The following is a 24453-nucleotide window of genomic DNA, read 5'->3' as shown; positions in this document are numbered from 1 at the left end:
GGAGCCTCGCCCAACCGTTATGATTGCAAGGCGCATCCGGTGGAAGTCGGATGCCTGGAGACGTCGCATAGTCAGGCCTAGTGCACCACCCTGCTAAGGTGGAGTCCCCTTATGGGGACCGAGGGTTCGAATCCCTCCGTCTCCGCCAATCGAAACCGCGCCCCGCACTCGCTCCTCGGTAGAGTGCACCGCATGACTGCGTTGAAGGTGCTGTTCATCGGCGGAACGGGAATCATCTCCTCTGCGGCGAGCGAACTCGCAGCGCGGCGTGGCATGGAGGTGACGCTGCTGAACCGCGGGCAGTCGCGCCGAGCGCCGGCGGACGGCATCGAAGTGCTGACGGCTGACATCTCGGATGCCGATGCCGTCGACGCTGCGCTTCGTGGTCGCGAGTTCGACGCGGTCGCCGACATGATCGCCTTCACTCCTGATCAGGTGCAGCGCGACATCGACCGCTTCGAAGGCCGCACGGGTCAGTACGTCTTCATCAGCTCAGCATCCGCCTATCAGAAGCCGGTTGCGCGCCTGCCGATCACGGAGTCGACCCCGCTTCGCAATCCGCATTGGCAGTACTCGCGCGACAAGATCGCGTGCGAGGAGCTGCTGACCAGGGCGTATCGCGATCGCGACTTCCCGGTGACGGTGCTGCGTCCCTCGCACACCTACGACAAGTGGACGATCCCGGCGTTCGGCGGGTGGACAGCGATCGACCGGATCCGCCGAGGCGAGGAGATCGTCGTCCACGGCGACGGCACGTCGCTGTGGACCCTCACCCACGCGAAGGACTTCGCCGTCGGATTCGTCGGACTCCTCGGTAACCCGCTCGCCTACGGGGACACCTTCCAGATCACGAGCGATTTCGTCTACACGTGGAACGAGATCTATTCGATCCTCGGGCGGACCGCTGGAGCTGAGCCGCGGCTGCGGTACGCACCGAGCACCGAGATCGAGCGGCTCGCTCCCGAGCGGGCGGGCCAGCTGACCGGCGACATGGCGCACTCCGTCGTCTTCGACAACACCAAGATCCGCCGCCTCGTCCCCGATTTCGCGCCGACCGTCGCCCTCCATCAGGCGGCGCGCGAGATCATCGATTGGCATGACGCGCATCCCGAGCTGCAGCGGGTCGACCCTGCTCTGGACGCCCTGTTCGCCGAACTCCTGTCGCCCAGCCGCCGCGGCGCCGACGATGCGGCCACGCCCTAAGCTCGATCGCATGCAGCATCGCACTCTGGGTCGCACTGGTCGCGACGTCTCCGTCATCGGTCTCGGCACATGGCAGCTCGGCGCCGACTGGGGCGAGGTGAGTGAAGCGGATGCCCGAGCCGTGCTCGATGCGAGCGCCGCAGCCGGCGTCACGTTCTTCGACACCGCCGACGTTTACGGCGCCGGGCGCAGCGAGTCGCTGATCGGGGCATGGCGGCGCGACAACCCGGATGCCCCGCTCACGGTCGCCACCAAGATGGGGCGCCGCGTGGAGCAGATCCCGGCGAACTACGTGCTCGAGAACTTCCGCGATTGGACCGACCGGAGTCGCCGCAATCTCGGCGCCGCCACGCTCGATCTCGTGCAGCTGCACTGCCCGCCGACCGCGGTCTACGCCGATGACGCCGTGTTCGACGCGCTCGACACCCTCGTCGCCGAACAGGCGATCGCCGCCTATGGCGTGAGTGTCGAAACGACCGCCGAGGCGCTCGCCGCCATCGCGCGTCCGGGTGTCGCGACCGTGCAGATCATCCTCAACGCCTTCCGCCTGAAACCGCTCGACGAGGTCCTGCCGGCAGCCGTCGACGCGGGCGTCGGCATCATCGCCCGCGTGCCGCTCGCGAGCGGGCTGCTCTCGGGGCGTTACTCCCGCGACACGGAGTTCGCCGCGAACGATCACCGCAGCTTCAACCGGCACGGCGAGGCCTTCGACCAGGGTGAGACCTTCTCGGGCGTCGACTACGAACAGGGGGTGGAGGCGGCGCAGGAGTTCTCCGCGCTTGCCGCAGGAGCAGGTCTCGCTCCTGCGACCGCGGCTCTGGCATGGGTATCGCAGCTTCCGGGTGTGTCGTCCGTGATCCCCGGTGCGCGCAGCGTTGCACAGGCGGAATCGAACGCGGCCGCGGGGTCGGTTCCCCAGCTCGGCGAGGCCTTCACCTCTGCCGTGCGGGATCTCTACGACCGTCGGTTCCGTGCGGACGTCCACCCGAGGTGGTGAGCAGCAGATGCTGGCCCCCGGGCCTCTATCACGCTCGTCGCTCAGCGGCCAGGGTCTCGCCCGTGCCGCCCGCGTGCGCGATGGTCGAGACATGAGCGAGAAAGATCACGGCGTCGACGGGATGACAGACGAGCAGAAGCTGCGCGATCAGTTCCTCCGTGCCGAGCACTCGACCGAGGCCGATGCCGCACCCCGCATCGAGGTCACGGAGCACGAGGGCAACGTGCGCATCGACATCGCCGACACCGCGGCAGTGCGTCCCGGGCCCGGCCCCGGCGTCGACGGGGCCGATGACTCAAGCGCCGATCTTCACGGCTGAGCGCATCGGCGGGGCCAGCCGTCAGATCCCGGCCCTCCGGTAGCCTCGGAACATGGCGAATGCAACGACGCACACCAGAAAGCGCGAGGCCTTCGGGTCGCGCAACGTCTTCATCATGTCGGCGATCGGATCTGCGGTCGGGCTCGGCAACATCTGGCGGTTCCCGTACGTCGCGTACGAGGGCGGTGGCGGTGCGTTCCTCATCCCCTACCTGTGCGCGCTGCTGACCGCCGGCATCCCGCTGCTCTTCTTCGACTACGCGATCGGCCACCGCTTCCGCGGGTCGGCACCGCTCGCGTTCCGGCGGATGAGCCGCGCGGCCGAGCCGCTCGGCTGGTGGCAGGTGCTGATCTGCGTCGTGATCGCCACGTACTATGCCGTGATCATCGCCTGGGCGGCGATGTACACCTGGTTCTCGGCCCAGATCGCCTGGGGCGAGGGCAACGAGCAGGATTACTTCTTCTCCGACTTCCTCGAGATGGGCGACATCAAGAACGGCATCTCGCTCGAGTTCGTGCCACAGGTCGGCATTCCGCTCATCGGCGTGTGGCTCGTCGTGATCACCATCATGGCGCTGGGCGTCAAGCGCGGCATCGGTGTGGCCAACATGATCCTCATGCCGCTGCTGACGCTCATGTTCGTCACCCTCGTCGTGCAGGCGCTGTTCCTCCCCGGTGCCATGGACGGGCTGAACGCGTTCTTCACCCCGAACTGGGAGGCGCTCGCCGACCCGGGCGTGTGGGCATCGGCCTACGGCCACATCTTCTTCTCGCTGTCGGTGGCGTTCGGCATCATGGTCACCTACTCGTCGTACCTGAAGCGCAAGACCGATCTGACCGGGTCCGGTCTCGTCGTCGGCTTCGCGAACTCCGGTTTCGAGATCCTCGCCGGCATCGGCGTCTTCGCTGCGCTCGGCTTCATGGCGCAGGCCCAGGGCACCGACGTCTCCGGCGTCGCATCCTCGGGCATCGGTCTGGCGTTCATCGCCTTCCCGACGATCGTCTCGCAGGCGACCGGCGGCTCGATCTTCGGCGTCCTCTTCTTCGGCGCCCTGGTGTTCGCCGGCATCACGTCGCTCATCTCCGTGCTGGAGGTGGTCGTCGCCGCGCTGCAGGACAAGCTCGGGTGGGGCCGGGTACGCACCACGCTCACGGTGGCGATCCCTGTGGCGCTGATCTCGATCGCGTTCTTCTCGACCACCACCGCATTGCAGGTGCTCGACACGACCGACGCGTTCATCAACGCCTTCGGCATCATGGCCGTGGCCCTGGTCGCCGTCATCCTCGTGGCCTGGATCCTGCGCAAGCTGCCGGTGCTGCGCGAGCACCTGAACAGGCGATCGAGCTTCCGGCTCGGCTGGACGTGGATGCTGCTGGTCGGCGCGCTCGCCCCGGTCGTGCTCGGCTACCTGTTCGTCAGCGAGATCATGGCCAAGGTCACCACGCCGTACGAGGGCTATCCACTGTGGTTCCTGGCGATCTTCGGCTGGGGGACGGTGGTCGCGATCATCGTGTTCGCGATCCTGCTGTCGCTGCTGCCGTGGAGCCGTCGCTCGCACGCGAAGGACGATCCCGAGTACGACGAGTTCCTCGACGTCGAGAACTACGAGCCGGATGCCGAGACCGCGAGCATCGCCATCGCGGATGCCCGCACGAAGGGAGCACGACCATGACCCCCACCGCTGTCGTCATGATGATCGTCGCGATGGTCACCGTGTGGGGAGGGCTCGCCGTCGCCGTCGTGAACCTGGTGCGTCACCCCGAAGTGGCGGAAGACGGACCCGCACCGCCCGCCGAGCTCTGACGGACTCGCCGGAACAGGCGGAATGCCGGAACACTGGCTGAATCGGCCGGGTGGTGGTTGAATCCGATCATGCCGTCAGATGAAACGTCCGGCCTCGAATCGGAGCGTGTCGCGGATGCGCTCCGAGAAGACATCATGTCGGGTCGACGCCCACCGGGTTCCCGACTGGTCGAGCGCGACATCGCCGCCGAGCTGCAGGTGTCGCGGTTGCCAGTACGCGAGGCGATCAAGTCGCTGGTCGCCGACGGGATCGTCGTGGCACGGCCGCGCAGCTGGGCGACGGTCCGCGAGTTCTCACCGCACGACCTGCAGGGCTTCTTCGAGGTCCGAGAGGCGCTCGAGACACTGTCGTTCGTGCTCGCCGCCCAGCGCGTCGACGAGGTCGGCATCGCGCTGCTCGAGTCGCTCGTCGCGCAGGAGGCCGCTGCCGCGGCGCTCGACGACGTCGAATCCGCGCGGCACGCGTCGACGGCGTTCCACATGGCCGTCGTCCGGCTGTCGCAGAACGCCATGCTGGTCGAGTTGGCGGGCTCTCTGGTCACCAGGCTGCGCTGGCTGTTCGGGCAGCACGACGACCTCGCCGACATGGCATCCACTCACCGTGAGATCCTCGACGCGATCCGCGCGCGAGACATCGAGGCCCTGCGGCGGCTGGTTCCCGCGCACCTTGCGGAAGGACGGACAGCCGCTCACGAGCGCATGTTCGGGGCATCCGCTCCGCGCGAATGAACCCACCCCACCGCTGTCGGTGGGGTGCCGGTACGCTCGACTCGGGAGGTACTCGTGGGACGAACAGCTGATGCCGTCGCCGAGGGCGTCGCGATCGCCACGGCGGCCGTTCGGCTGACCGTGAAGAACCAGATCCTGGTCGGTACGATCGCACAGGGCGGTGCCTTCGAGATCGACCACTACATGGACGAGGCACGCGTCGCGCTGCGTGCCATGGCCGACGAATCCGAGCAGGCCGCCGAGCACCTCACGGCCCTGCGCAAACGGGCCCGGGGTCGGCACTCCGACCCGCACGGCACGCACGACTACCGCGATCGCGACGTGCGCAATCTGCGTCGTCGCGCGAAGCAGTCGCTCGGGGTCGCCAACCACCTGCGCGAGATGACCGAAGACCCCGAGAGGCTGCGCGCCCTGGTCGAAGAGGCGAGGGCGGCGGCGTGGACCGACGTGCGCAGCAACCTCGATCGCCGGCTGCGCGTCGAGGGGATGCGGGCGGATCAGGATCCCGAGTACGAGCAGATGCGCGAGGCGCGGATGCAGGCCCTCAAACTCGTCGACCTGCAGGCGCTCTCGTCGGAGCAGCGCGCTCGCCGCAAGCGCGAGAAGGCGGCCGAGAAAGTGGCGGAGAAAGACGACTCGCGCGCCGAGCGAGACGGCAAGCGTGCGCTCTGGACGCGCCGGGCGTGAGCCCGCCCTGCCCGGATTTCGCTTCTCGACGAAACGTGTTGTAGGCTGTTCTTCGGCCCGCTGAGCGGGTCGTGCGCCCCTAGCTCAATGGATAGAGCATCTGACTACGGATCAGAAGGTTGGGGGTTCGAGTCCCTCGGGGCGCGCACTGTGTTGAGACAGTAGTGAAACCCCCGTCGCGAGAGCGGCGGGGGTTTCGCCTTTCCTGCGGGATGCTGCGCAGGACCGGGCGGGAGCGTGTCGGTATGGATCCCTGCAGGGGGTGGCCGATCGGGCGGCGGCCCGGAAGAGCCCTGGTGGACGTAGGCTGGAGGCGTGACTGCGTACGTCTCGGCTTTCGATCTGTTCTCCATCGGTGTGGGGCCGTCGAGTTCGCACACCGTCGGTCCTATGCGCGCCGGCGTGGACTTCGCCGCTCGTCTGAGGGCCGAAGGACTGCTCAGTCGCGTCGCTCGTGTTCGGTGCGAGCTGTTCGGCTCGCTGGGAGCGACCGGGTTGGGTCACGGCACTCCGGATGCCGTCGTCGCCGGTCTGCAAGGACTGCACCCCGAGAGCTGCGACCCCGACGAGGTGCGCGAGCTGTGGAGCCGCTGGCCCGAGGCGCGCGATCTGATGCTGGCGGGGGAGCACAGGATCCCGTTCGCGAAAGACGACATCGCCTTCGTCCCGCGCACGCGGCTGCCCGGCCACCCCAACGCGATGACCCTGCAGGCGCTCGATGCCGAGGGCGCGCCGGTGCTCGAGCAGACCTACTACTCGATCGGTGGCGGCTTCATCCGCCGCGACGGCGAGGAGGCGCGGGTGGCCGCGGCCCCGCAGCCGTACCCGTACGACACCGCCGAAGAGCTGCTCGCACTGTGCGACGAGACGGGCATGTCGATCGCCGAGATCGCCCGCGGGAACGAGATGGCGGTGCGCTCCGAAGAGCAGGTCGCGACGGGTCTCGACGCGATCTGGGATGCCATGGCGTCGTGCGTCGATGCGGGACTGCACTCCGGGGGCACACTGCCCGGCATCCTGAAGGTGAAGCGCCGCGCGGGCGACATCCGCCAGCAGCTCGAGGCGGCCGAAGCCGACGGGCATCCGGCGCTTCCCGGCGAATGGCTGGGTGCCTTCGCACTCGCCGTGAACGAGGAGAACGCGGCGGGCGGACGCGTCGTCACCGCCCCGACGAACGGTGCGGCCGGCATCCTGCCCGCGGTGGCGATGTACTGGTGGCGCTTCCTCGCCGACTCCGGCCTGGGCGTCGGCAACGCGGTCACCCCGCACGGGGAGCTGGTCGGCAGCGCCCTGCTCGGCTTCCGCCCTTCGGATGGGTCGATGAGCACACCTGCTGGGTCGATGAGCTCCCCCGATGGGTCCCTGAGCCCACTGGAGGGCGAAGCGGTGGCAGAGGCGAACCGGCGCCGCGGCATCCGACGGTTCCTGCTCACCGCGACCGCGCTGGGCTCGCTGTTCAAGGCGAACGCGTCGATCTCGGGTGCCGAGGGCGGCTGCCAGGCCGAGGTCGGCTCGGCATGCGCGATGGCGGCCGGCGGCCTCACCGCGGTGATGGGCGGCACGGTGCGGCAGATCGAGAACGCCGCCGAGATCGCGATGGAGCACCACCTGGGGCTCACCTGCGACCCGATCGGCGGGCTGGTGCAGATCCCGTGCATCGAGCGCAACGCAATCGCCGCCTCGACCGCGGTGACGGCGGCGCGTCTCGCGCTGCGCGGCGACGGCCACCACTACGTCTCGCTGGATGCCGTGGTCGAGACCATGCGCCAGACCGGTCTCGACATGTCGACGAAGTACAAGGAGACCAGCGAGGGCGGCCTGGCGGTGAACGTCATCGAGTGCTGACGATTGCTCACCCGTGAACTCGTGCGCGGGTGAATAATCGACGCATGATGAACCCGGCGGACGCCGTCGTCATCGACGGGCTGCGCGTGCGACGCGGGCACCATGACGTGCTCGACGGGCTGTCGGTGCGCATTTCCGGCGGGCAGGTGATCGGCCTGCTGGGGCCGTCGGGGTGCGGCAAGACGACGCTGATGCGCTCGATCGTCGGCGTGCAGCGCATCCACGGCGGCACGGTGACCGTGTTCGGCGAACAGGCCGGTTCGCCCGGGCTGCGGCACCGTGTCTCGTACGGCACACAGGGCTCCGCCGTCTACGACGACCTGAGCGTGCGCGAGAACCTCCGCTACTTCGCATCCGTCGTCGGCGCATCGCGCTCCGACGTCACCGGCGTGATCGAGCGAGTGGGGCTCGCACGCCACGCGCAGCAGACGGTCGCCGATCTCAGCGGCGGTCAGCAGAACCGTGTCTCGCTCGCGGTCGCGCTGCTCGGCGACCCCGAGCTGGTCGTGCTCGACGAGCCGACGGTCGGTCTCGACCCCGTGCTGCGGGCCGAGCTGTGGGGGCTCTTCCGGCAGATCGCCGACGCAGGCACGACCATGCTCGTCTCGAGTCACGTCATGGACGAGGCGCTGCGCTGCGACCGGCTGCTGCTCATGCGCGACGGACGGCTGATCGCCGACACCACGCCACGGCAGCTGCTCGAAGACACCGGGCAGACCGACGCAGAGAGCGCGTTCCTCACCCTGATCGAACGCGACGCCGGTCACGAGACGCGCCGCTCCCGGCGCGGGGTCGAGCGATGAGCATCCGCCGCGCGATCGCCACCGCCGGGCGAGTGCTTCACCAGCTGCGCCACGACCCTCGCTCGATCGCTCTCATGCTGATCGCGCCGAGCCTGCTGGTCGGGCTTTTCGCCTGGCTGTTCGCCGATCAGGAAGGCATCTTCGACCGGTTCGGCGGAGCGATCCTCGCGCTCTTCCCGTTCATCGTGATGTTCCTGATCACCTCGATCACCACCCTTCGCGAGCGACGCTCCGGCACGCTCGAACGACTGATGACGACACCGCTCGGCAAAGCAGACTTCATCATCGGCTACGCGCTGGCCTTCGGGCTGATGGCCGTCGTGCAGGCGATCATCACGGTGACCTTCGCCGTGTACGTGTGCGGTCTGCAGGTGGACGGCCCGCTCTGGCAGCTGGGTCTGGTCGCCGTGGTCGACGCCATTCTCGGCACGGCACTCGGGCTGCTGGCAAGCGCGTTCGCGCAGACGGAATTCCAGGCGGTGCAGTTCATGCCGGTGCTCGTGTTTCCGCAGATCATCCTGGGCGGGCTGTTCATGCCGCGCGACCAGATGCCCGACGTGCTGTACGCGATCTCGGACTGGCTGCCGCTGAGCCACGCGATCGACGCGATTCAGGCTGTCACGGCGGGCGAGGAGGGCTGGGACGTCGGTTCGCCGCTGCTGATCGTCGGGGCTTTCGCGGTCGGATGCCTCGTGCTGGCGCCACTGACGCTGCGCCGACGCACGCCGTGAGCGACGGGTTCAACGCCGCGGCGGGGAGTGACAGGGCATGCACCCGTCACTCTCGGGCGGTGCGCTTCGTGGTGCGCCGGGTGGGTGCGGCGGCCCAGGGGTCCTCGGGCCACGGATGCTTCGGATACCGGCCGCGCATCTCCGCTCGCACCTGCGCGTACGGGCCCGACCAGAACGAGGCCAGATCGGCAGTCACTGCGAGGGGTCGACCGGCAGGGGACAGCAGGTGGAACAGCACCGGCACGCGCCCGCCGACGAGCCGTGGTGTCTGCGCCCAGCCGAAGCACTCCTGCAGCTTGACCGACACCACGGGTTGCGCGTCGGGTTCGTCGAGCGGGGGATAGCCGATCCGGATGCGCGTGCCGCTGGGTACCTCGAGCCGTTCGGGAGCGAACGCGTCGAACTCGGCGGCGGCCGGCCACGGCAGCAGCCGGCGCAGCGGCGTCACGAGGTCGATGCGATCGGCCGGAGTGCCGCCCGCGAGGGCCGTGAGCTCGGGATCGAGCCACTCGCCAAGGCGGTCCAGCAGGGCAGCGTCTGAGACGTCGGGCCAGGGCTCGTCCAGCTCTCGGTGCAGCAGGGCCATCCGTCGGCGCAAACCGTCGGCGGCATCCGACCAGGTGAACACGTCGAGACCGTCTGCCTGCACGGCGCGCTGCACGGCATCCCGCCCCGCTGCGGCAGACGCACGCACCGGGACGGACGAGCGCACGATCGCCCCGACGCGTCGCTCGCGGCGGGCGCTGACACGGCCGCCGATCAGCTGCGCCTCGACCCGGTCGGTGATCAGGTGATCGGCGGCGCGTTCGACGTGCTGCTCGGTGATGGCCGCGGCGGCGCGGATCACCGCGCCCGAGCCGGCGGCGACGCGACCGGATGCCCGTGCCACGTCGGCCACGGCCAGCCACTCGGCGTCGGCGAGGGGGCCGCTGATCCCCGCTCGGGTTCCGGATGCCAGCAGGAACGTCGCCCCGTCTGACGAGCGTTCGACCCGCTTGGCGATCCGTGCGGGGAAGGCGAGCGCGACGACGAGCCCGACGTCATCTGAGCGGCCCCGCGCAGACCCTTCCGATGGCAGGAGACGCACGAGGCGGTCGACCTCCCGAGCCCACCGCTGCGCATCCGGGCTTCGACCGTGACGCAGCGCGCCGATCGCGGCGGCGATGTCGGCATCGCGCACGCGGATGTCACCGCCGACCAGCGCGACGACTTCGGCCGCCGCCCGTGCGCCGACCAGGCTCGATCCGTCGCGCAGCGCCCGGGCAAGGCGCGGATCGGTCGGGATGCGCGCGAGCGCGCGCCCCTCGTCGGTGACGCGGCCCGCGTCGTCGAGCGCGCCGAGGGCGTGCAGCACCGCGGTCGCGTCGCTCAGGCTGTCGGCCGGCGGCGGGTCGATGAGTCTCAGGCCCACGCCACCCGGGGCGCCCCAGCACGCGAGCAGCAGCGCGGCGTCGGCGAGGTCGGCCGTCGCGATCTCGGGGGCAGGGCGAGCCGGGACGGTGGCGTACGCGCGCTGGTCGAGGCACCGCACGACCGTGCCGGGACCCTGCCGGGTGGCGCGTCCGGCGCGCTGCACACACGACGATCGGGATGCCGCGGCCGTCACGAGTCCGGTCATGCCGCGGGCAGCATCCCGCTGCGGCTTCCGGGCAAGGCAGCTGTCGACGACGAGGCGCACGCCCGGCACGGTCACCGACGACTCGGCGAGCGACGTCGTGACGATGATGCGCGGTCGGCCACCGGCGTCGCGGCCGCGGATAACCGCATCCTGAGCGGCCGACGGCAGCTGCCCGTGCAGTTCTCGCACATCGAAGTCCGGCGCCATGTCGGCGATGCGGCGGGCGATCTGGGCGACCTCCCTGGCGCCCGGGGCGAAGACGAGGGTGTCGGCGCCGGGGGCGCTGCCGACGAGAGCGCGAGCAGCGGATGCCGCGGTGCCGGCGACATGATCCAGGAAGGACCGGGTCACGCCGCGCTCGTCGAGCCGCGGTGCCGGGCTGGGCGCCCACCGCTCGGTGAGCGGATGCGCGGGAACACGGTGCTCGACGACCGGCGCGGGCGAGTTGGGGGTGCCGATGACGGAGGCGACCCGCTCGGCATCGAGCGTGGCCGACATCGCGACCAGCGTGAGGTCGTCGCGCAGCTCACGCACCTCGCCCAGCAGCCCGATCAGCAGATCGGTCTCGAGCGCGCGCTCGTGCACCTCGTCGATGATCACGGCATCGATGCCGTCGAGGCCGGGGGCATCGAGCATCCGGCGCAGCAGGACTCCCGCCGTGACGAACTCGACGCGCATCTGGGGACTCGTTCTGCGCTCGCCGCGCACGGTGAAGCCGACGCGGCTGCCGAGCGGTGACCCGTCGAGTTCGGCGAGGCGCCGGGCGGCCGCGCGGGCAGCCACGCGCCGCGGCTGCGTGACGATCACGCGCCCTCGGGTGCGCGTCGCGAGCAGGGGAGGCACAAGCGTGGTCTTGCCCGTGCCCGGCGGGGCGCTGATGACCAGCGCCGTGCTCGTGTCGAGGGTGCGGTCGACGTCGTCGAGCGCTGCCGCGAACGACAGCCCCGCGCTGATGCGGGCGAGGTCGAACGAGCGGGAGGTCACGGTTCCAGTCTGCCCGCTCGATTCCGGTTCGGTGAACCTGGGGCCGCTGCGAGGTCGATTGTGTACGCCCGCGGCGCGAGAAGCGTACGAAAGTGACCCCGGATGCCGGATGCCGGATGCCGGATGCCGGATGCCGGATGCCGGATGCCGGGCGACACTCCAGATGTCGGACGGATCCCGTGCATCCGGCCGACATCTGGAGTGTCGGCCCCCGATGTGTGTGCGCGAAGAGCCGCCTCGCATGGCGAGACGGCCCTTCGCGGGCGGCGGGCTACTCGGCGGCGGGGCGCCCGACAGCGGGCTAGCCGTCAGCGGGCTACGCGCCGGCGTCGGGTTCCGCCGGGTCGTCGAGGGTGCGCTCGACGACCGCGGTAGTCGCGCCCGTGGTGGAGGATGCCGAAGGCGAGGCATCCGTCGACTGAGCGACACCGGCGCCGAAGCCGCGGCCGACGGCCTGACCCTGGATGATCGCGGCGAGGTCGAGACCGGTCGCGGCGCTCACACTGTCGAACACCGAGCGCATCGCTTTGGCGTTGTCGCTGCCCACGACGCTGGATGCACCGTCCTCGCCGTTGCCGCCAATGATCGAGACGTTGCCGATGGCGGAGTAGCCCTTGGCGAACTCGGCCATGATCTGGGGCAGCACCTCGAGCACGCGCTGCGACAGGAACGCCTCCTGGTTCGAGGCGATCGCCTTGGCCTCAGCCTCGACGGCGGCCGCGCGCGCCTCACCCTCGGCGCGGATCGCCTCGGCCTCGGCGCTGGCACGCAGACGCCGGGCCGCAGCTTCCGCGTCGGCCTGCGCCCGTAGCGCGTTGGCGTCACCGGTGGCCTTCGCCTCTGCTGCGGCGGCCTCACCGGCGGCGCGCGCACGGTCGGCCTGGGCCTGCTGCTCGGCGATGCGGGTGCGGGCCTCGGCCTGCTTCACCTGCTCGATCGCGGCGGCCTCTGCGGCCTTCTCACGGGTGAACAGCTCCGCCTGCGCACGGGTCTCTGCCTCGTATCGCTGCGCGTCGGCGACGCGCTTGACGTCTGCGTCGAGCTGGGCCTGCTTGTTCTCGGCCTGCTGCTGCAGAACAGCCTGCTCGGCCTGTGCGCGAGCCAGGTATTCGGCCTGCTCGGCCTCGGCACGGGCGCGACCGATGCCGGCGTTGGCGTTGGCCGTATTGGTGTCGAGCGCGGTCTGCTCGATCAGGTTCGCCTCGTTGTTGGCGATGTTCTTCTGGTTGATCGCGCGGTCGGCGTTGGTCTGCGAGATCTCGGCGGCCTGGCGCTTCGCCTGGATCTCGGGAGCGCCCAGCGACTGGATGTAGCCGACCTTGTCGGTGATGCCCTTGATCTGGAACGAGTCGAGGATGAGCCCCTGATCGGCCAGTTCACTGGAGACGTCGGCGGCGATCTGGTCGGAGAACTTCTTGCGCTCGCGCATCAGCTCGACAACCGACAGGGTGGCGACGATGCCGCGCAGTGCGCCCTCGAGCTGCTCGGTGGTGAACTGTTCGATCGCCTTGTCCTGCGAGGCGAAGCGCTCGGCGGCGCGACGCACGTAGAGGGGGTCGGAGCCGATCTTGACGATGGCGACGCCGTCGACGTTGAGCGTGACGCTGTCGAGCGACTGGGCTTCGGCGTTCAGCAGGACCTGACGCGAGCGCAGCGAGATGATCTCGTGACGCTGCGTGATCGGGTTGACGAGCGACTTCCCGTTGACGATCACCGTGACCGGTGACTCGGCCATTTCAGAGCTGGTGCTGCCGTCGGCATTGATGACCGCCCGTTGCACCTTCTGTTTGCGGCCCGAGATGACGAGCGCCTCATCGGCTCGGGCGACCTTGATCCAGCTGCGCGCGAACAGCAGCAGGATCAGTGCGATGACGATCGCGGCGACGACCGCGATTCCGATGATGACCAGGATGCCGATTGCTCCGGCGATCTCCATGGTGACCTTCCCTTCCCCCTTGCAGGTGTCAGGTACACCCTGCCAGAGTCTCGGCGATCATATTCCCCGCAGCTTCTGCGTGAGGCGCAGCAGGGTGGCGAGCTCGGCGTCGTCGAGGGGCGACATCTTCTCGGCGATGGTGCGCCCGTGCACCGTCGCCAGCTGACGGAACGCCTTGGCGCCGGCATCCGTCGCGGTGATCAGCGCACCGCGACCGTCGTCGGGATCCATCGCCTTCGTGATGAGGCCGCGCGTCACCATGCGGTCGATGAGCCTCGACACGCTGGGCTGGCTGATGAGTGACTTCGCGGTGATGTCGCGCAGCCGTGAGGTCATCTCGGGCGCACGCGCGACGGTGAGCAGCACGTCGTATTCGCCTTGCGTGAGGTCGGATCCGTCGAAGTCGACGGCCATCTCCGCCAGCAGCTGGTGCTGCGCGCGGAACAGGCTCTCCCAGGCCTGCAGGGCGAGCTCGCGGTCGGTCATGATCTCAGCGTACTGTCGCGCACCGACGTCGGATGGCAGCAGTAAGGGCCGGTCGGAGAGGCTTCCGACCGGCCCTTGTCCCTTGCACCAAAGAGAGTCCTGCAATCACATGCGGTGGATGCCACAGCAAACATTCACCGCGCGATGAGCATATAACGGCCGGGTAACGAATGCAACGGTTTGGTTACGAAACATCTCCACCTCCTTGCTCCGGCGCGTTTCCGATGACGCGTGGTCGACAGGCGAACCATCCTGCGACGACCCCGACAGCCGCTGTGATGCCGAGGACGAGGAGCGGGAGGGTCCAGGACCCGGTGCCCTCGCGCAGGAGGCCAAGTCCGATCGGTGCGAGGCACGCGACCCCGTATCCGGTGCCCTGGACGAAGCCCGACACGGCGGACGCGTCCTGCGCGGTCCTGGCGCTGCGGTTGATGAGGGTCATGCAGAGGGGGAAGGTGCTGACCCCGATTCCGAGCAGGCAGACCCACAGCAGGGTTGCGTTCAGCGGCGAGAGGAGCAGGCCGAGGTAGCCGAAGACCAGGGAGACCGCGCAGACGAGGACGATGAGGAACGGGCTCGCCATGCGCGTCACGAGACGGGGTACGACGAACGCGGCGACGACACCCCACCCGGAGTAGAGAGCGACCATGGTGCCGCCCAGGGCGAGGTCGGCCCCCGCGTCGGTCAGGATGGTCGGCATCCAGGTGATGATGCCGTAGTTCGATACGGACATCATCGCGAAGAGACCGACCAGTCCCCACGCCACCGACGAGCGGCTGACCTTCGTCGACGACCCCGTCGTCGGTCCAGCGGGAGGGCGATGATCGGGGGAATGTCGACGCGTCGTGACGATGAACCAGATGGCCGCGGCCGCGGCGATGGGTACCGCCCACACGCCCACCGAAAGCCGCCAATTCGTGGCCTCCGCGACGGGGACCGCCAGTAGCGGAGCGAGGAACTGTCCGGTCTGCATCGAGACCAGGTACAGCGATGTCCAGAGGGCGAGGGTGTTCGGGAACCACGCCTTCACCAGAGGGACGATGACCACGTTGGCCGCGCCGATGCCGGCCAGGGCGAGGGCGGTCGAGAGCGTCAGGGTGAGCGGGGTGGGGGAGAGCGCCCGCAGCAGGATCGATACGGCCGTGACCCCCAGCGCGATTGAGGCGGTGCGTTCGAGCCCGAACCGCCGCGTCACGGTCGGCGCGAGGTATCCGAACACCGCGAACGACGCGGCGGGTAGCGGCAGCTCTCAGGCGGGTCCCGTCGTGACTACCTCGAGCTGCGCCTCGCGCTCGACAGCGCTGCGCCGTCGCTCGCAGCCGCCCACCGAACGGACGCCGACGTCGAGCTGCTGGCCGATCTGCTGAGTCGACGGCGGGCCAGCTGGTCGACCGATGACCTCGACCTGCGCGCCAGCACCGACCTGGATCTGCACAAGGCCATCGTCGCTGCGACGCACAACCCGCTCTTCGTCACGCTGTACTCCAGCATGCTTCACGTTTTCGCCGCACATATGCGCCATGAAACCAGCGCAGATGCGGACATCGCGCACACGCTGCACGCCGACCTCGTCACTGCGATCGCCTGGGGAGATGCCGACCATGCCGCCGACGTCGTCGCCGCGATCTTCGCACCGCACATGAGCTGAGCCGCGTCCCGGCCTATAGGCAGGACGGGAAGAAGCGCGATTGCCGATGACTTTCGTGAGACGACCAGCGCTCTCGGCAGCGCACCACTCACCTGTCTTTCGAGGGAAGTCGTGTCTCGGCGACTGACGCCTTCATGAGATCGGATATCCGCCAGATGACGCTGGGCGAAGATGGCTTCATGAGCTACGACGCAGAGGAGACGTTCTTCGAGCACGCGGGACTGCGCATCACGCTCGAGACGAACGCCCAGTTCGATGCGATGACGGCGGCGTTCGAGCGGGCAGTTCCCGCACTGTCTCAGGAGCAGGCGCTCGAAGAGCTCCGCAGCGGCGATTGGGCCGGATTCGTGCGCGGTCTGCAGTGGGAGACCCCGAACGGATTCGTGCGGGTATGGACCTCGCGTCCTGACGAGCTCATGCAGCACGCGGGCAACGCGGCGCGCAGCGTGGTGTGGATGATCTCGCACCACGCGATCGCCGCCCGGCTGTACCGTCACGATCCAGGTGCGGTGCTCTATTCGCCGCTGCGCATTGAGGCGCACACGACAAAGCGGCCGGGAACGACCCTGAGCTTCGAGGTGCCCAGCGCTCAGCTTGCGGGGTTCGGCGTCAACAAGATCGCGCAGGCCGGCGCCGAGCTCGACCGAGCGCTCGGCGACCTGATTGAAGAGCTCGGTCTGCCGAGACCCTCTGCACTGAGGCGCTGAGCCGGCGCGAACTCGTGCCCGCTCGACGACCGTCGCGGCGCACCGCGCGTCAGCGCCCCACCACGCCCAGCTCGTACGCACGGATCACGGCATCCACACGGTTGCGCAGCTCGAGCTTCGAGAGCACCCGACCGACGTGGGTCTTCACCGTGGAGTCGCTCAGGTGCAGGGCAGCGGCGATCTCGCCGTTCGTCCGCCCCCGACCGATCAGCATGAAGATCTCGCGCTCTCTCGCGGTGAGATCGCCGAGCGCGCGTTCGGCATCGCGGGGCTGCCGGCCGCCGAGGTGCGGAGCGGCGGTCGCGATCAGGTGCGCGGTGATCCGGGGTGAGACGACGGCATCCCCGACGTACACAGCATGGATCGCGGCGATGAGCTGTTCGGGTCTGGTGTCTTTCAGCAGGAATCCCGCCGCGCCGGCGCGCAGCGCTCCGAAGGCGTACTCGTCGAGGTCGTAGGTGGTGAGCACGAGAACGCGGGTGCGAGGCAGGCGGGCGAGGATCCGCCTAGTCGCCTCGATGCCGTTCGTGCCAGGCATCCGCACATCCATCAGGATCACATCCGGATGCAGGCGCTCCGCCGCCCCGATCGCCCGCTCGCCGTCGTCGGCCTCGCCGACGACGACGATGCCGGGCGTCGCATCGAGCATGAGCCGGAAGCCGTAGCGCACGAGCTCCTGGTCGTCGACGAGCAGTACGCGGATCTCGTCGTTCGTCATTCTCTCTCTCCCCGTTCGTCCCGTCGAAGGCGAGCGGAGACCCGCCACCCTCCGCCGTGCGGGCCGGCCTCGATATCGCCGTCGTACAGCGCGACACGTTCTTGCATGCCTACCAGGCCGCGACCCGGCGAGCGCTCGGCGGTCGGCAGCAGCGGGGCAGCTGAGAAGTCCTGCACGATGATCCTCACTTCACCGTCGTGCCACGCCACCTCGACCTCCACGGAGCGGATCTCCCGGCCGTGTCGAAGGGAGTTGGTGAGCGATTCCTGCACGATCCGGTACACCGTCAGCCCGAGCGCAGCGTCGGCGGGCGGGCTGCCCGTGACAGCGAGCCGCACCGGCAGGCCGGCAGCAGCGAACTCCTGCACAAGCGAGGGCAGGCGAGCGGCGTCGGGTTGCGGAGCCTGCAGCACGTGCGGCTCGGTGTCGTCGGCACGCACGCTCCCGAGCAGCCGCCGCACCTCGCCGAGCGTTCTGCGTCCGGTCTCGGCTACCCGACCCATCGCCTCCTTCGCCTGCTGCGGCTTCTCGTCCGCGGCCAGGCGCGCGCCGTCCGATACGGCGATCATCACGGTCAGACTGTGCGCGATCACGTCGTGCATCTCGCGCGCGATGCGCTCGCGCTCCTGCGCGCGAGCCGTCTCGGCCTGCTGATCGCGTTCGCGCACCAGCTGCGCGGCGCGTTGCCGAAGCTCCCCGAGCTGGCGTCGACGGTGCCCCGCGTTGATCCCCAGCAGTGTCGTGATCAGCAGCAGCGCGGCGAGCAGGCTGAAGAAGTTCAGCCAGTCCAGCAGGGTGTCCCGCGCCTCGATCGGAGGCGCGGACCCGAGCATGTGCGGCAGTCGCGTGCCGCGCAGAGTGAGGGCTCTCGCACCCGCCGCGGCGAGCAGCAGCGCCACGCCCAAGGCCGACCAGGCCGTCATCGGCCGGGCTCGCAGTCCGACCAGGTACATGGCGCCGACGGCGAGCATCCCCTCGGCCCCCGATCCGACCGCCGTCGACGCCAGGGCGAGGGCCATCGCGCCCGCGAAGGCTGCGGGGGGATGTCGATGCCGCAGGACCAGCACGACGATCCCGCCCACTCCGAGTGCGACCAGCGACCACAGCGGCGTGACGAACGGCGGCTCGAGCGAGAGTGCGGCCATCGTGATGGCCGTAATAAGGTACAGCGCCGGCAGCACGGCATCCGCGATCGAGAACCGGCGCGACGGACGCGGCGCCCCTGGAGAGGCGCCGCGCACGCCGGCCGATGCGGTGTTCAGACGTCCCCCCGGCGCAGGCGCAGGATTCCCAGCACCAGGAACACGGCCGCCCAGATCGCGGCGATCATCCACCCGGCACCCCAGCTGATGTATCCGTCGACGAGGTTCACGAGCGCTCCTTGGTTCTCGGGTGCGTTGCTCATGGCATCCCCCGCCTTCGACATCGTGAGCAGCTGAATGTTGCGCACCGTCTGCGACGCGGGCAGCGCCGACAGCACCACCGGCAGCAGCAGCGTCAGCACGACCGCTCCCGCCACACTGGGCGCGACAGCGCGCAGCAGCGCGCCGATGCCCAACCCGAGGATAGCCGAGAGCCCGAGGTAGAACGAGGCGCCGATGAGCGCCGGCAGCACGCCAGGCGCCGACAAGCCGACCGCGAGATCCAGAGCATCGAAGAACGGCAAGGTCACGGCCCACGAGCCGAAGGCCCCGAGGAGTCCGGTGGCGGTGGCGGCGACGAACACCACGCAGGCTTTCGCCACCAGCACCGGGGTGCGGGTGGGCACGGCGATCATGGTCGGCTGGATCGAACCACTCGCGTACTCGCCGCTGATCGCCATCACGCCCAGCACGACGGCGACCAGCTGGCCGAACAGCACGGTGCCGAGAGTGATCTCATCGAGCATGAAATCGACGGACGGCAGGTCGGGAACCCCCGCACCGACCATCGTCACGGCCAGGGCCAGACTGGCGCCCATGCCGAGCAGGACGATCGAGACGAGCATCGCGACGTTCGAGCGCAGGCTGAAGAGCTTGATGAACTCCGAGCGCAGGATGCCGGGGAAGCCGAGCCTCGTAGGGGCGGGGATGAAGGTCGTGCGCTTGTGGTCGATGGCGGTCATCGAAGTGCTCCTGCGTCGGTGGCGGTCGAGGTGAGGGACGAGCGGTATTCGACGTCTCCGGCGGTGAGTGCGAGATAGGCGTCTTCGAGGGACCCCGACGAGGTCATGACCTCGTACAGCACGATGCCCGCAGCCGAGGCCGCCGCGGCGACGAGCTCGGCGCTCAGCCCGGTGATCTCATAGGCGTCGTCACCGACCGTCGACACCGACACATGAGCGTCGGCGATCGCGGCCATCAGGCGCGCTCCATCGTGGGTACGCACTCTCACCACCTGCCGGGTGACCTTCGCCACGACGTCGCCGACCGTGCCGTCGGCCAGAATTCGACCCCGCCCGAGGACGATCAGCCGGTCGGCGGTCTGCGACATCTCGCTCATCAGATGGGAGGACAGCAGCACCGTCCGGCCTTCGGCGGCAAGCGTGCGCATCAGCGTGCGCACCCATCGCACGCCCTCCGGGTCGAGCCCGTTGACCGGCTCGTCGAGGATGACGATGCCCGGGTCGCCGAGCAGCGCCGTGGCGATGCCGAGACGCTGGCCCATGCCGAGCGAGAAGCCGCCCACCCGTTTGCCCGCGACCGACTCGAGGCCGGCGAGCTCCAGCACCTGGCGTACCCGCGAGGCGCCGATACCGTGCGTCGCGGCGATGGCGCGCAGGTGCTGGTACGCGGTGCGGCCGCGGTGGGCCGCCTTCGCGTCCAGTAGCACGCCCACCTCGCGCAGCGGTGCCCCGTGCTCGCGATACGCCCGCCCGTTCACCTGCACCGACCCGGAGGTCGGTCGGTCGAGGCCGACGATCATGCGCATGGTGGTGGACTTGCCGGCACCGTTCGGGCCGAGGAACCCGGTCACCTGACCGGGCTCGACGGTGAAGTCGATGCTGTCGACGGCGGTTCTGGAGCCGTAGCGCTTGACGAGCGCTTCGGCCGATATCACTGGTTTCTCTTTCGCATGCCACCGACAGTACGAACGTCGCCCGGTCGGCCACATCGGACGTGAGTGCACCCTTTCCGGAGCGACCGGTACCTGGGTGCCGGCCACTCCGGAAGGAAATCAGCGCCGGACGATCGCCGCCGACTCCGCGAGCAGAGTCGTGTCGCCGGCCGTCGACGCGACCTCGCGCGTCGCGAGCAGAACCTCCCCGGCGACATCGAACGCGACATCGGCGGAGGTGAGGTTGATCAGGATGCTCAGACCCCCGCGATCGATGCGGAACGCGCGGTGCTGCGGCTCGTCGCTCGGCACGATGAGGGCGACAGACGGCTCCCGGATGCCGGGCTCGGTCAGCTCGGGATGTTCGCGCCGCAGCGCCGCGAGCCGTCGGTACAGGTCGAGCAGCCGGGCGTGGTCGGGAGACGTCAGCTCGTCCCAGTGGAGATGGGATCGTTCGAAGGTCTCCGGATCCTGCGGATCGGGGACGACGGCGGGATCCCATCCCATCCGGGCGAACTCGGCGATGCGGCCCTCGGCGGTGGCCCGGCCCAGCTCGGGTTCGGGGTGCGAGGTGAAGAACTGCCAGGGGGTGGATGCTCCCCATTCCTCGCCCATGAACAGCATCGGCGTGCCCGGCGCGGTGAGCGTCAGCACGGCGGCGACGGCGAGACGGTCGTCGGACAGGGTCTGGCTGAGCCGGTCGCCGGTGGCTCGGTTGCCGATCTGATCGTGATCCTGCGCGAAGGTGACCAGTCGCCAGGCGGGCACCTCGTGCGGGATCGGTGAGCCGTGCACCCGGTCGCGGAACGACGAGAAGGTGCCGTCATGGAAGAAGCCGCCGTCGGTGACCTTCTCGAGGGCATCCGCAGCGGCGAAATCGGCGTAGTAGCCGGAGGTCTCACCGGTGAGGGCGACGTGCACCGCATGATGCCAGTCGTCGGACCACTGAGCGGTCAGCCCGTAGCCGCCCGCCTCGCGCGGCAGGATCAAAGCCGGATCATTGAGATCCGACTCGGCGATCAGCGTGAGCGGCCTGCCCTCGTGCGCCGAGAGGGCGTCGACGCGCTCGGCGAGCTCCTTCAGAATGTGCACGCGGCTGTCGTCGTGCAGCGCGTGCACGGCATCCAGGCGCAGGCCGTCGACGTGCCGGTCGCGCAGCCACATCAGCGCATTCTCGATGATGTACTCACGCACGGGGGTCTGATCGAGGTCGATCGAGTCGCCCCAGGTGTTGCGGCTGCCCTCGCGCAGGTACGGCCCGAACTCGGGCAGGTAGTTGCCGCTCGGTCCGAGGTGGTTGTACACGACGTCCTGGATCACGGCGAGCCCCTGCGCGTGGGCGGCGTCGACGAACCGCTGGTAGCCGCGCGGGCCACCGTATCCCTCGTGCACCGCGTACCAGAGCACGCCGTCGTAGCCCCAATTCCACTGTCCGTTGAACGCGTTCACCGGCAGCAGCTCGACGTGCGTGACGCCGAGGTCGACGAGGTGCCCCAGCCGCTCGATCGCCGCATCGAAGGTGCCTGCCGGGGTGAAGGTGCCGATGTGCAGCTCATAGATGAGCCCGCCGGCCAGCTGCCGCCCGGTCCACCTGCTGTCGGTCCAGGTGAACGCCGTCTCGTCGAACGCCGCCGATGCCGCATGCACGCCGTCGGGCTGCCGGCGAGAGCGCGGATCCGGCCGCAGCTGGTCGCCTTCGTCGATGACGAACCCGTAGCGCTCGCCGTCGGCCAGCCGGACGTCGGCCTGCCACCAGCCGCCGGCGGCGGTCATCTCCCGCTCATCCAGTGTCGAGCCGTCGTCGCCCACCCGCCGCAGTCTCATCCGGGTCGCGCGTGGCGCCCATACGTCCATCACCGCACCTCCCGCAGCAGCGCGATCGGGTAGTGCTCGAGCAGTTCGGCCAGCCGCACCGGACCGCCGCCGAAGCGTCGGCCGGTGAGCACGTCGACCGACGGCATCTCTGAGCGCATCAGCACCGTCTCGCCCCACCCGCCACGTCGTTCCAGTTCGACGGGCAGGCGGGTGGTCACGACGGTCAGTCCGCCGCGGTCGACCGCGACGGCGTGCGCCGCGGCCGGCCCGGCGACCGTCTCGGGGCGGTAGGTCGTGAACAGCTCGGGGTGATCGCGGCGCAGCCGCAGCGCGCGCGACGTCACCAGCATCTTCGCCGCGCCCGAGTCGTCGATCGCCGGCAAGGCGCCCTCCGCGACGGCCGCATCGAGCTCCGCCAGCATGCGCTCGCGCTGGGCGAAGTCCACCGGCCGGCGGTTGTCTGGATCGACGAGCGACAGATCCCACAGCTCGGTGCCCTGATACACGTCGGGCACACCGGGGCCGGTGAGCTGCAGCGCCTTCGCCGACAGTGAGTTCGATCGCCCGTGCCCGATGATCTCCGCCACGAACCGCTCGAGAACAGGTTTCGCGGCACCGTTCGCCGCCTCGGCGATCGCCTCGAGCCCCTTCTCGAACTCGGCATCCGGATGCTGCCACGCTGTCGACTCAGACGCCTCGCGGGCCGCCTTCTGCGCATACGCGAGCAGCCGCTCCGACGAGATCGGCCAGGCGCCGACCGCCGCCTGCCACAGCATGCTGTCTAGCGGGCCATGCCCGGTCGATGCGATGCCGCGCAGCTCGTCGAGAACCTCGGCCCAGCGCTCGGGCACCTCGGAGAGCACGGCGAGGCGGGCACGGACGTCCTCGGAGCGCTTGGTGTCGTGCGTCGACAGGGTCGTCATCGAGCACGGCCAGGCGGCCAGGCGCCGCTGCTGCGCGGCGTGGAAATCCGCGACTGAGAGCGACGCGACCGACGGGTCGCCGCCGACCTCGGTCAGCGTGCCGAGGCGGGTGTACCGGTAGAACGCGGTGTCCTCCACGCCCTTCGCCATGATCGCGCCCGACGTCTGCTGGAAGCGCCGCGCCACGGGCAGACCCGGATCGGCGAGCAGAGGCTCGAGCTCGTCGATCGCAGATGCGAGATCGGGCCGTCGACGGCTCGCCTCCTCCACCGCGTGACGCAGGTGCTCGCGCCCGGCCGGCAGGTAAGAGCGGTAGACGGGGAAGCAGGCGAGCAGCTCGGCCAGGGCGTCCCACGCCCGCACGATCCCGAACGGCAGGTCGTGCACCAGCCGGCGCACCTCCGACTGCAGCAGTCCGTCGGCCATCGCCCGCTTGGTGTCGTGGATGAGATCGTGCCAGTCCTGCGCCTCGGGAAGGCCGCTCTCCGCCCGCAGCCGGGCATCAAGGGCAGTGAGCTCGTCGACTCCGTCGGGATCGATCAGCACCCGGTCGATCTCGCCGAGGGCGTCATACCCCGTGGTGCCGTCGGTGCGCCACCACGGTGGCAGGTCCTCGCCGTACTCCAGGATCTTCTCGATCAGCGTGTACGCGCCGCCCGTGGCATCGGCGAGCCGCTCGAGGTACCCCTCCGGGTCGTCGAGGCCGTCGGGATGGTCGACCCGGATGCCGTCGGCGAGACCCTCGCGAATCCAGCGCACGATCTCCTCGTGCGACTGCGCGAAGACATCGGGAAGCTCCACGCGCAGCGCCGCGAGCTCGGAGACGGCGAAGAAGCGTCGGTAGTTCAGCTGATCGTTCTGATCTTCCCAATGGCGCAGCTCGTAGTGCTGCGCGCCGAGCAGGGCGGTGAGGTCATCGCCCACCCGCCCCGTGCCCGGCGCCAGCGGGAGAACGTGCTCGAAGTACGACAGCGTGCCGTCGGGGGCATCCGGGGCCGGGGTCGGATCGACCACGATCTCGCCGCGCTCGATCACCTCGACCGGCGTGCCGCCGAGGATCGGCAGACGCACCCTGTCGCGCCCGCGCTCCCAGTCGATGTCGAACGCGATGGCGTGAGCCGAGCCGCGTCCGAGGCGCAGCACGTCCCACCACCACGGATTCTGCCGCGGCGACGCGACCCCGACGTGATTCGGCACGATGTCGACCAGGATGCCGAGGCCCTCCGCGCGCGCAGCGGCCGAGAAGGCCGCCAGGCCAGCTGCCCCGCCTCGGGACTCGTCTATGCGAGAGTGATCGACCACGTCGTAGCCGTGGTCCGAGCCCTCGGTCGCCGCCAGCAACGGGGAGAGATACGCCCAATCCGCACCGAGACGGTGCAGGTAGCCGGTCACCTTCGCCGCCTCGTCGAGCGTGAAGCCCGAGGTGATCTGCAGTCGGTAGGTGGAATCGGGGCGGCTGGTCATC

At 69.5% G+C, this 24453-nt stretch carries 22 protein-coding genes and 2 tRNA genes; 14 read left to right on the top strand and 10 right to left on the bottom strand.

Annotated features, from left to right (window positions below):
- Positions 1–56: 56 nt before the first annotated feature.
- From ACWGSM_RS08000 to ACWGSM_RS07945, 12 genes are all read left to right on the top strand, one after another.
- Positions 57–148: transfer RNA gene (locus tag ACWGSM_RS08000), tRNA-Ser, on the top strand.
- A gap of 44 nt (positions 149–192) precedes the next feature.
- Positions 193–1203: an SDR family oxidoreductase gene (locus ACWGSM_RS07995; RefSeq protein WP_452322393.1), complete on the top strand. Its 1011-nt coding sequence runs from the start codon at positions 193–195 to the stop codon at positions 1201–1203.
- Between the two features lie 10 nt (positions 1204–1213).
- The gene (locus ACWGSM_RS07990) at positions 1214–2200 is read left to right on the top strand and encodes an aldo/keto reductase (protein ID WP_452322392.1); all 987 of its coding nucleotides are present in this window, start codon (positions 1214–1216) and stop codon (positions 2198–2200) included.
- Between the two features lie 91 nt (positions 2201–2291).
- Positions 2292–2519, top strand: a complete 228-nt coding sequence (locus ACWGSM_RS07985; RefSeq protein ID WP_452322391.1) for a multidrug transporter — start codon at positions 2292–2294, stop codon at positions 2517–2519.
- A 52-nt stretch (positions 2520–2571) separates the two neighbouring features.
- Positions 2572–4191: a sodium-dependent transporter gene (locus ACWGSM_RS07980; RefSeq protein ID WP_452322390.1), complete on the top strand. Its 1620-nt coding sequence runs from the start codon at positions 2572–2574 to the stop codon at positions 4189–4191.
- On the top strand, positions 4188–4322 hold the full coding sequence (locus ACWGSM_RS07975) for a methionine/alanine import family NSS transporter small subunit (protein ID WP_452322389.1): 135 nt from the start codon (positions 4188–4190) through the stop codon (positions 4320–4322). The genes ACWGSM_RS07980 and ACWGSM_RS07975 overlap by 4 nt, the downstream gene beginning before the upstream one ends.
- Before the next feature lie 69 nt (positions 4323–4391).
- Complete coding sequence (locus tag ACWGSM_RS07970) at positions 4392–5051, top strand: GntR family transcriptional regulator (protein WP_452322388.1); 660 nt, start codon at positions 4392–4394, stop codon at positions 5049–5051.
- Between the two features lie 54 nt (positions 5052–5105).
- Entirely contained in the window at positions 5106–5738 is a 633-nt protein-coding gene (locus tag ACWGSM_RS07965) for an asparagine synthase (protein ID WP_452322387.1), read from the top strand.
- 73 nt (positions 5739–5811) lie between these two features.
- Positions 5812–5884 (top strand) — tRNA-Arg (locus ACWGSM_RS07960).
- 169 nt (positions 5885–6053) lie between these two features.
- Positions 6054–7583 (top strand): L-serine ammonia-lyase, iron-sulfur-dependent, subunit alpha, encoded by a 1530-nt coding sequence (locus ACWGSM_RS07955; RefSeq protein ID WP_452322386.1) that lies wholly within the window; start codon positions 6054–6056, stop codon positions 7581–7583.
- A 44-nt stretch (positions 7584–7627) separates the two neighbouring features.
- The gene (locus ACWGSM_RS07950) at positions 7628–8386 is read left to right on the top strand and encodes an ABC transporter ATP-binding protein (RefSeq protein ID WP_452322385.1); all 759 of its coding nucleotides are present in this window, start codon (positions 7628–7630) and stop codon (positions 8384–8386) included.
- Complete coding sequence (locus tag ACWGSM_RS07945; protein WP_452322384.1) at positions 8383–9117, top strand: ABC transporter permease; 735 nt, start codon at positions 8383–8385, stop codon at positions 9115–9117. The genes ACWGSM_RS07950 and ACWGSM_RS07945 overlap by 4 nt, the downstream gene beginning before the upstream one ends.
- A 46-nt stretch (positions 9118–9163) precedes the next feature.
- Here ACWGSM_RS07945 and hrpB read toward each other — a convergent pair whose 3' ends face one another.
- The 4 genes from hrpB to ACWGSM_RS07925 form a co-directional block, all read right to left on the bottom strand.
- The gene (gene hrpB / locus ACWGSM_RS07940; RefSeq protein ID WP_452322383.1) at positions 9164–11719 is read right to left on the bottom strand and encodes an ATP-dependent helicase HrpB; all 2556 of its coding nucleotides are present in this window, start codon (positions 11717–11719) and stop codon (positions 9164–9166) included.
- Between the two features lie 316 nt (positions 11720–12035).
- Positions 12036–13655: an SPFH domain-containing protein gene (locus ACWGSM_RS07935; RefSeq protein ID WP_452322382.1), complete on the bottom strand. Its 1620-nt coding sequence runs from the start codon at positions 13653–13655 to the stop codon at positions 12036–12038.
- A gap of 57 nt (positions 13656–13712) precedes the next feature.
- On the bottom strand, positions 13713–14141 hold the full coding sequence (locus ACWGSM_RS07930) for a MarR family winged helix-turn-helix transcriptional regulator (RefSeq protein WP_452322381.1): 429 nt from the start codon (positions 14139–14141) through the stop codon (positions 13713–13715).
- Between the two features lie 184 nt (positions 14142–14325).
- The gene (locus ACWGSM_RS07925; protein WP_452322482.1) at positions 14326–15387 is read right to left on the bottom strand and encodes an MFS transporter; all 1062 of its coding nucleotides are present in this window, start codon (positions 15385–15387) and stop codon (positions 14326–14328) included.
- Between the two features lie 33 nt (positions 15388–15420).
- On the opposite strand from ACWGSM_RS07925, the gene ACWGSM_RS07920 reads away from it, so the two are divergent.
- Both ACWGSM_RS07920 and ACWGSM_RS07915 read left to right on the top strand, forming a co-directional pair.
- Positions 15421–15789, top strand: a complete 369-nt coding sequence (locus ACWGSM_RS07920; RefSeq protein ID WP_452322481.1) for a FadR/GntR family transcriptional regulator — start codon at positions 15421–15423, stop codon at positions 15787–15789.
- A gap of 179 nt (positions 15790–15968) precedes the next feature.
- Positions 15969–16496, top strand: a complete 528-nt coding sequence (locus ACWGSM_RS07915) for a hypothetical protein (protein ID WP_452322380.1) — start codon at positions 15969–15971, stop codon at positions 16494–16496.
- Positions 16497–16545: 49 nt separating this feature from the next.
- Here the strand turns inward: ACWGSM_RS07915 and ACWGSM_RS07910 are convergent, their stop codons facing one another.
- The 6 genes from ACWGSM_RS07910 to treY all read right to left on the bottom strand — a co-directional run bounded on the left by ACWGSM_RS07910 (position 16546) and on the right by treY (position 24452).
- Positions 16546–17214, bottom strand: coding sequence for a response regulator (locus ACWGSM_RS07910; RefSeq protein WP_452322379.1), 669 nt, complete (start codon positions 17212–17214; stop codon positions 16546–16548).
- A complete protein-coding gene (locus ACWGSM_RS07905) occupies positions 17211–18455 on the bottom strand; it encodes a sensor histidine kinase (RefSeq protein ID WP_452322378.1) in 1245 nt (414 codons plus the stop codon). The genes ACWGSM_RS07910 and ACWGSM_RS07905 overlap by 4 nt, the downstream gene beginning before the upstream one ends.
- A 17-nt stretch (positions 18456–18472) precedes the next feature.
- The gene (locus ACWGSM_RS07900) at positions 18473–19318 is read right to left on the bottom strand and encodes an ABC transporter permease subunit (RefSeq protein ID WP_452322377.1); all 846 of its coding nucleotides are present in this window, start codon (positions 19316–19318) and stop codon (positions 18473–18475) included.
- Positions 19315–20253 carry an ABC transporter ATP-binding protein gene (locus ACWGSM_RS07895; RefSeq protein ID WP_071642220.1) on the bottom strand — a complete coding sequence of 313 codons (939 nt, stop codon included), beginning with the start codon at positions 20251–20253 and terminating at the stop codon, positions 19315–19317. The genes ACWGSM_RS07900 and ACWGSM_RS07895 overlap by 4 nt, the downstream gene beginning before the upstream one ends.
- A 117-nt stretch (positions 20254–20370) precedes the next feature.
- Positions 20371–22104, bottom strand: coding sequence for a malto-oligosyltrehalose trehalohydrolase (treZ, locus tag ACWGSM_RS07890; RefSeq protein WP_452322480.1), 1734 nt, complete (start codon positions 22102–22104; stop codon positions 20371–20373).
- Positions 22104–24452, bottom strand: coding sequence for a malto-oligosyltrehalose synthase (gene treY, locus ACWGSM_RS07885; protein ID WP_452322376.1), 2349 nt, complete (start codon positions 24450–24452; stop codon positions 22104–22106). The genes treZ and treY overlap by 1 nt, the downstream gene beginning before the upstream one ends.
- Position 24453: the final 1 nt, after the last annotated feature.

This window comes from Microbacterium sp. NPDC055521 (genome assembly GCF_053619695.1).
Note: the sequence above shows the minus strand (reverse complement) of the source record. Positions and strands in the feature narration are given on the sequence as shown.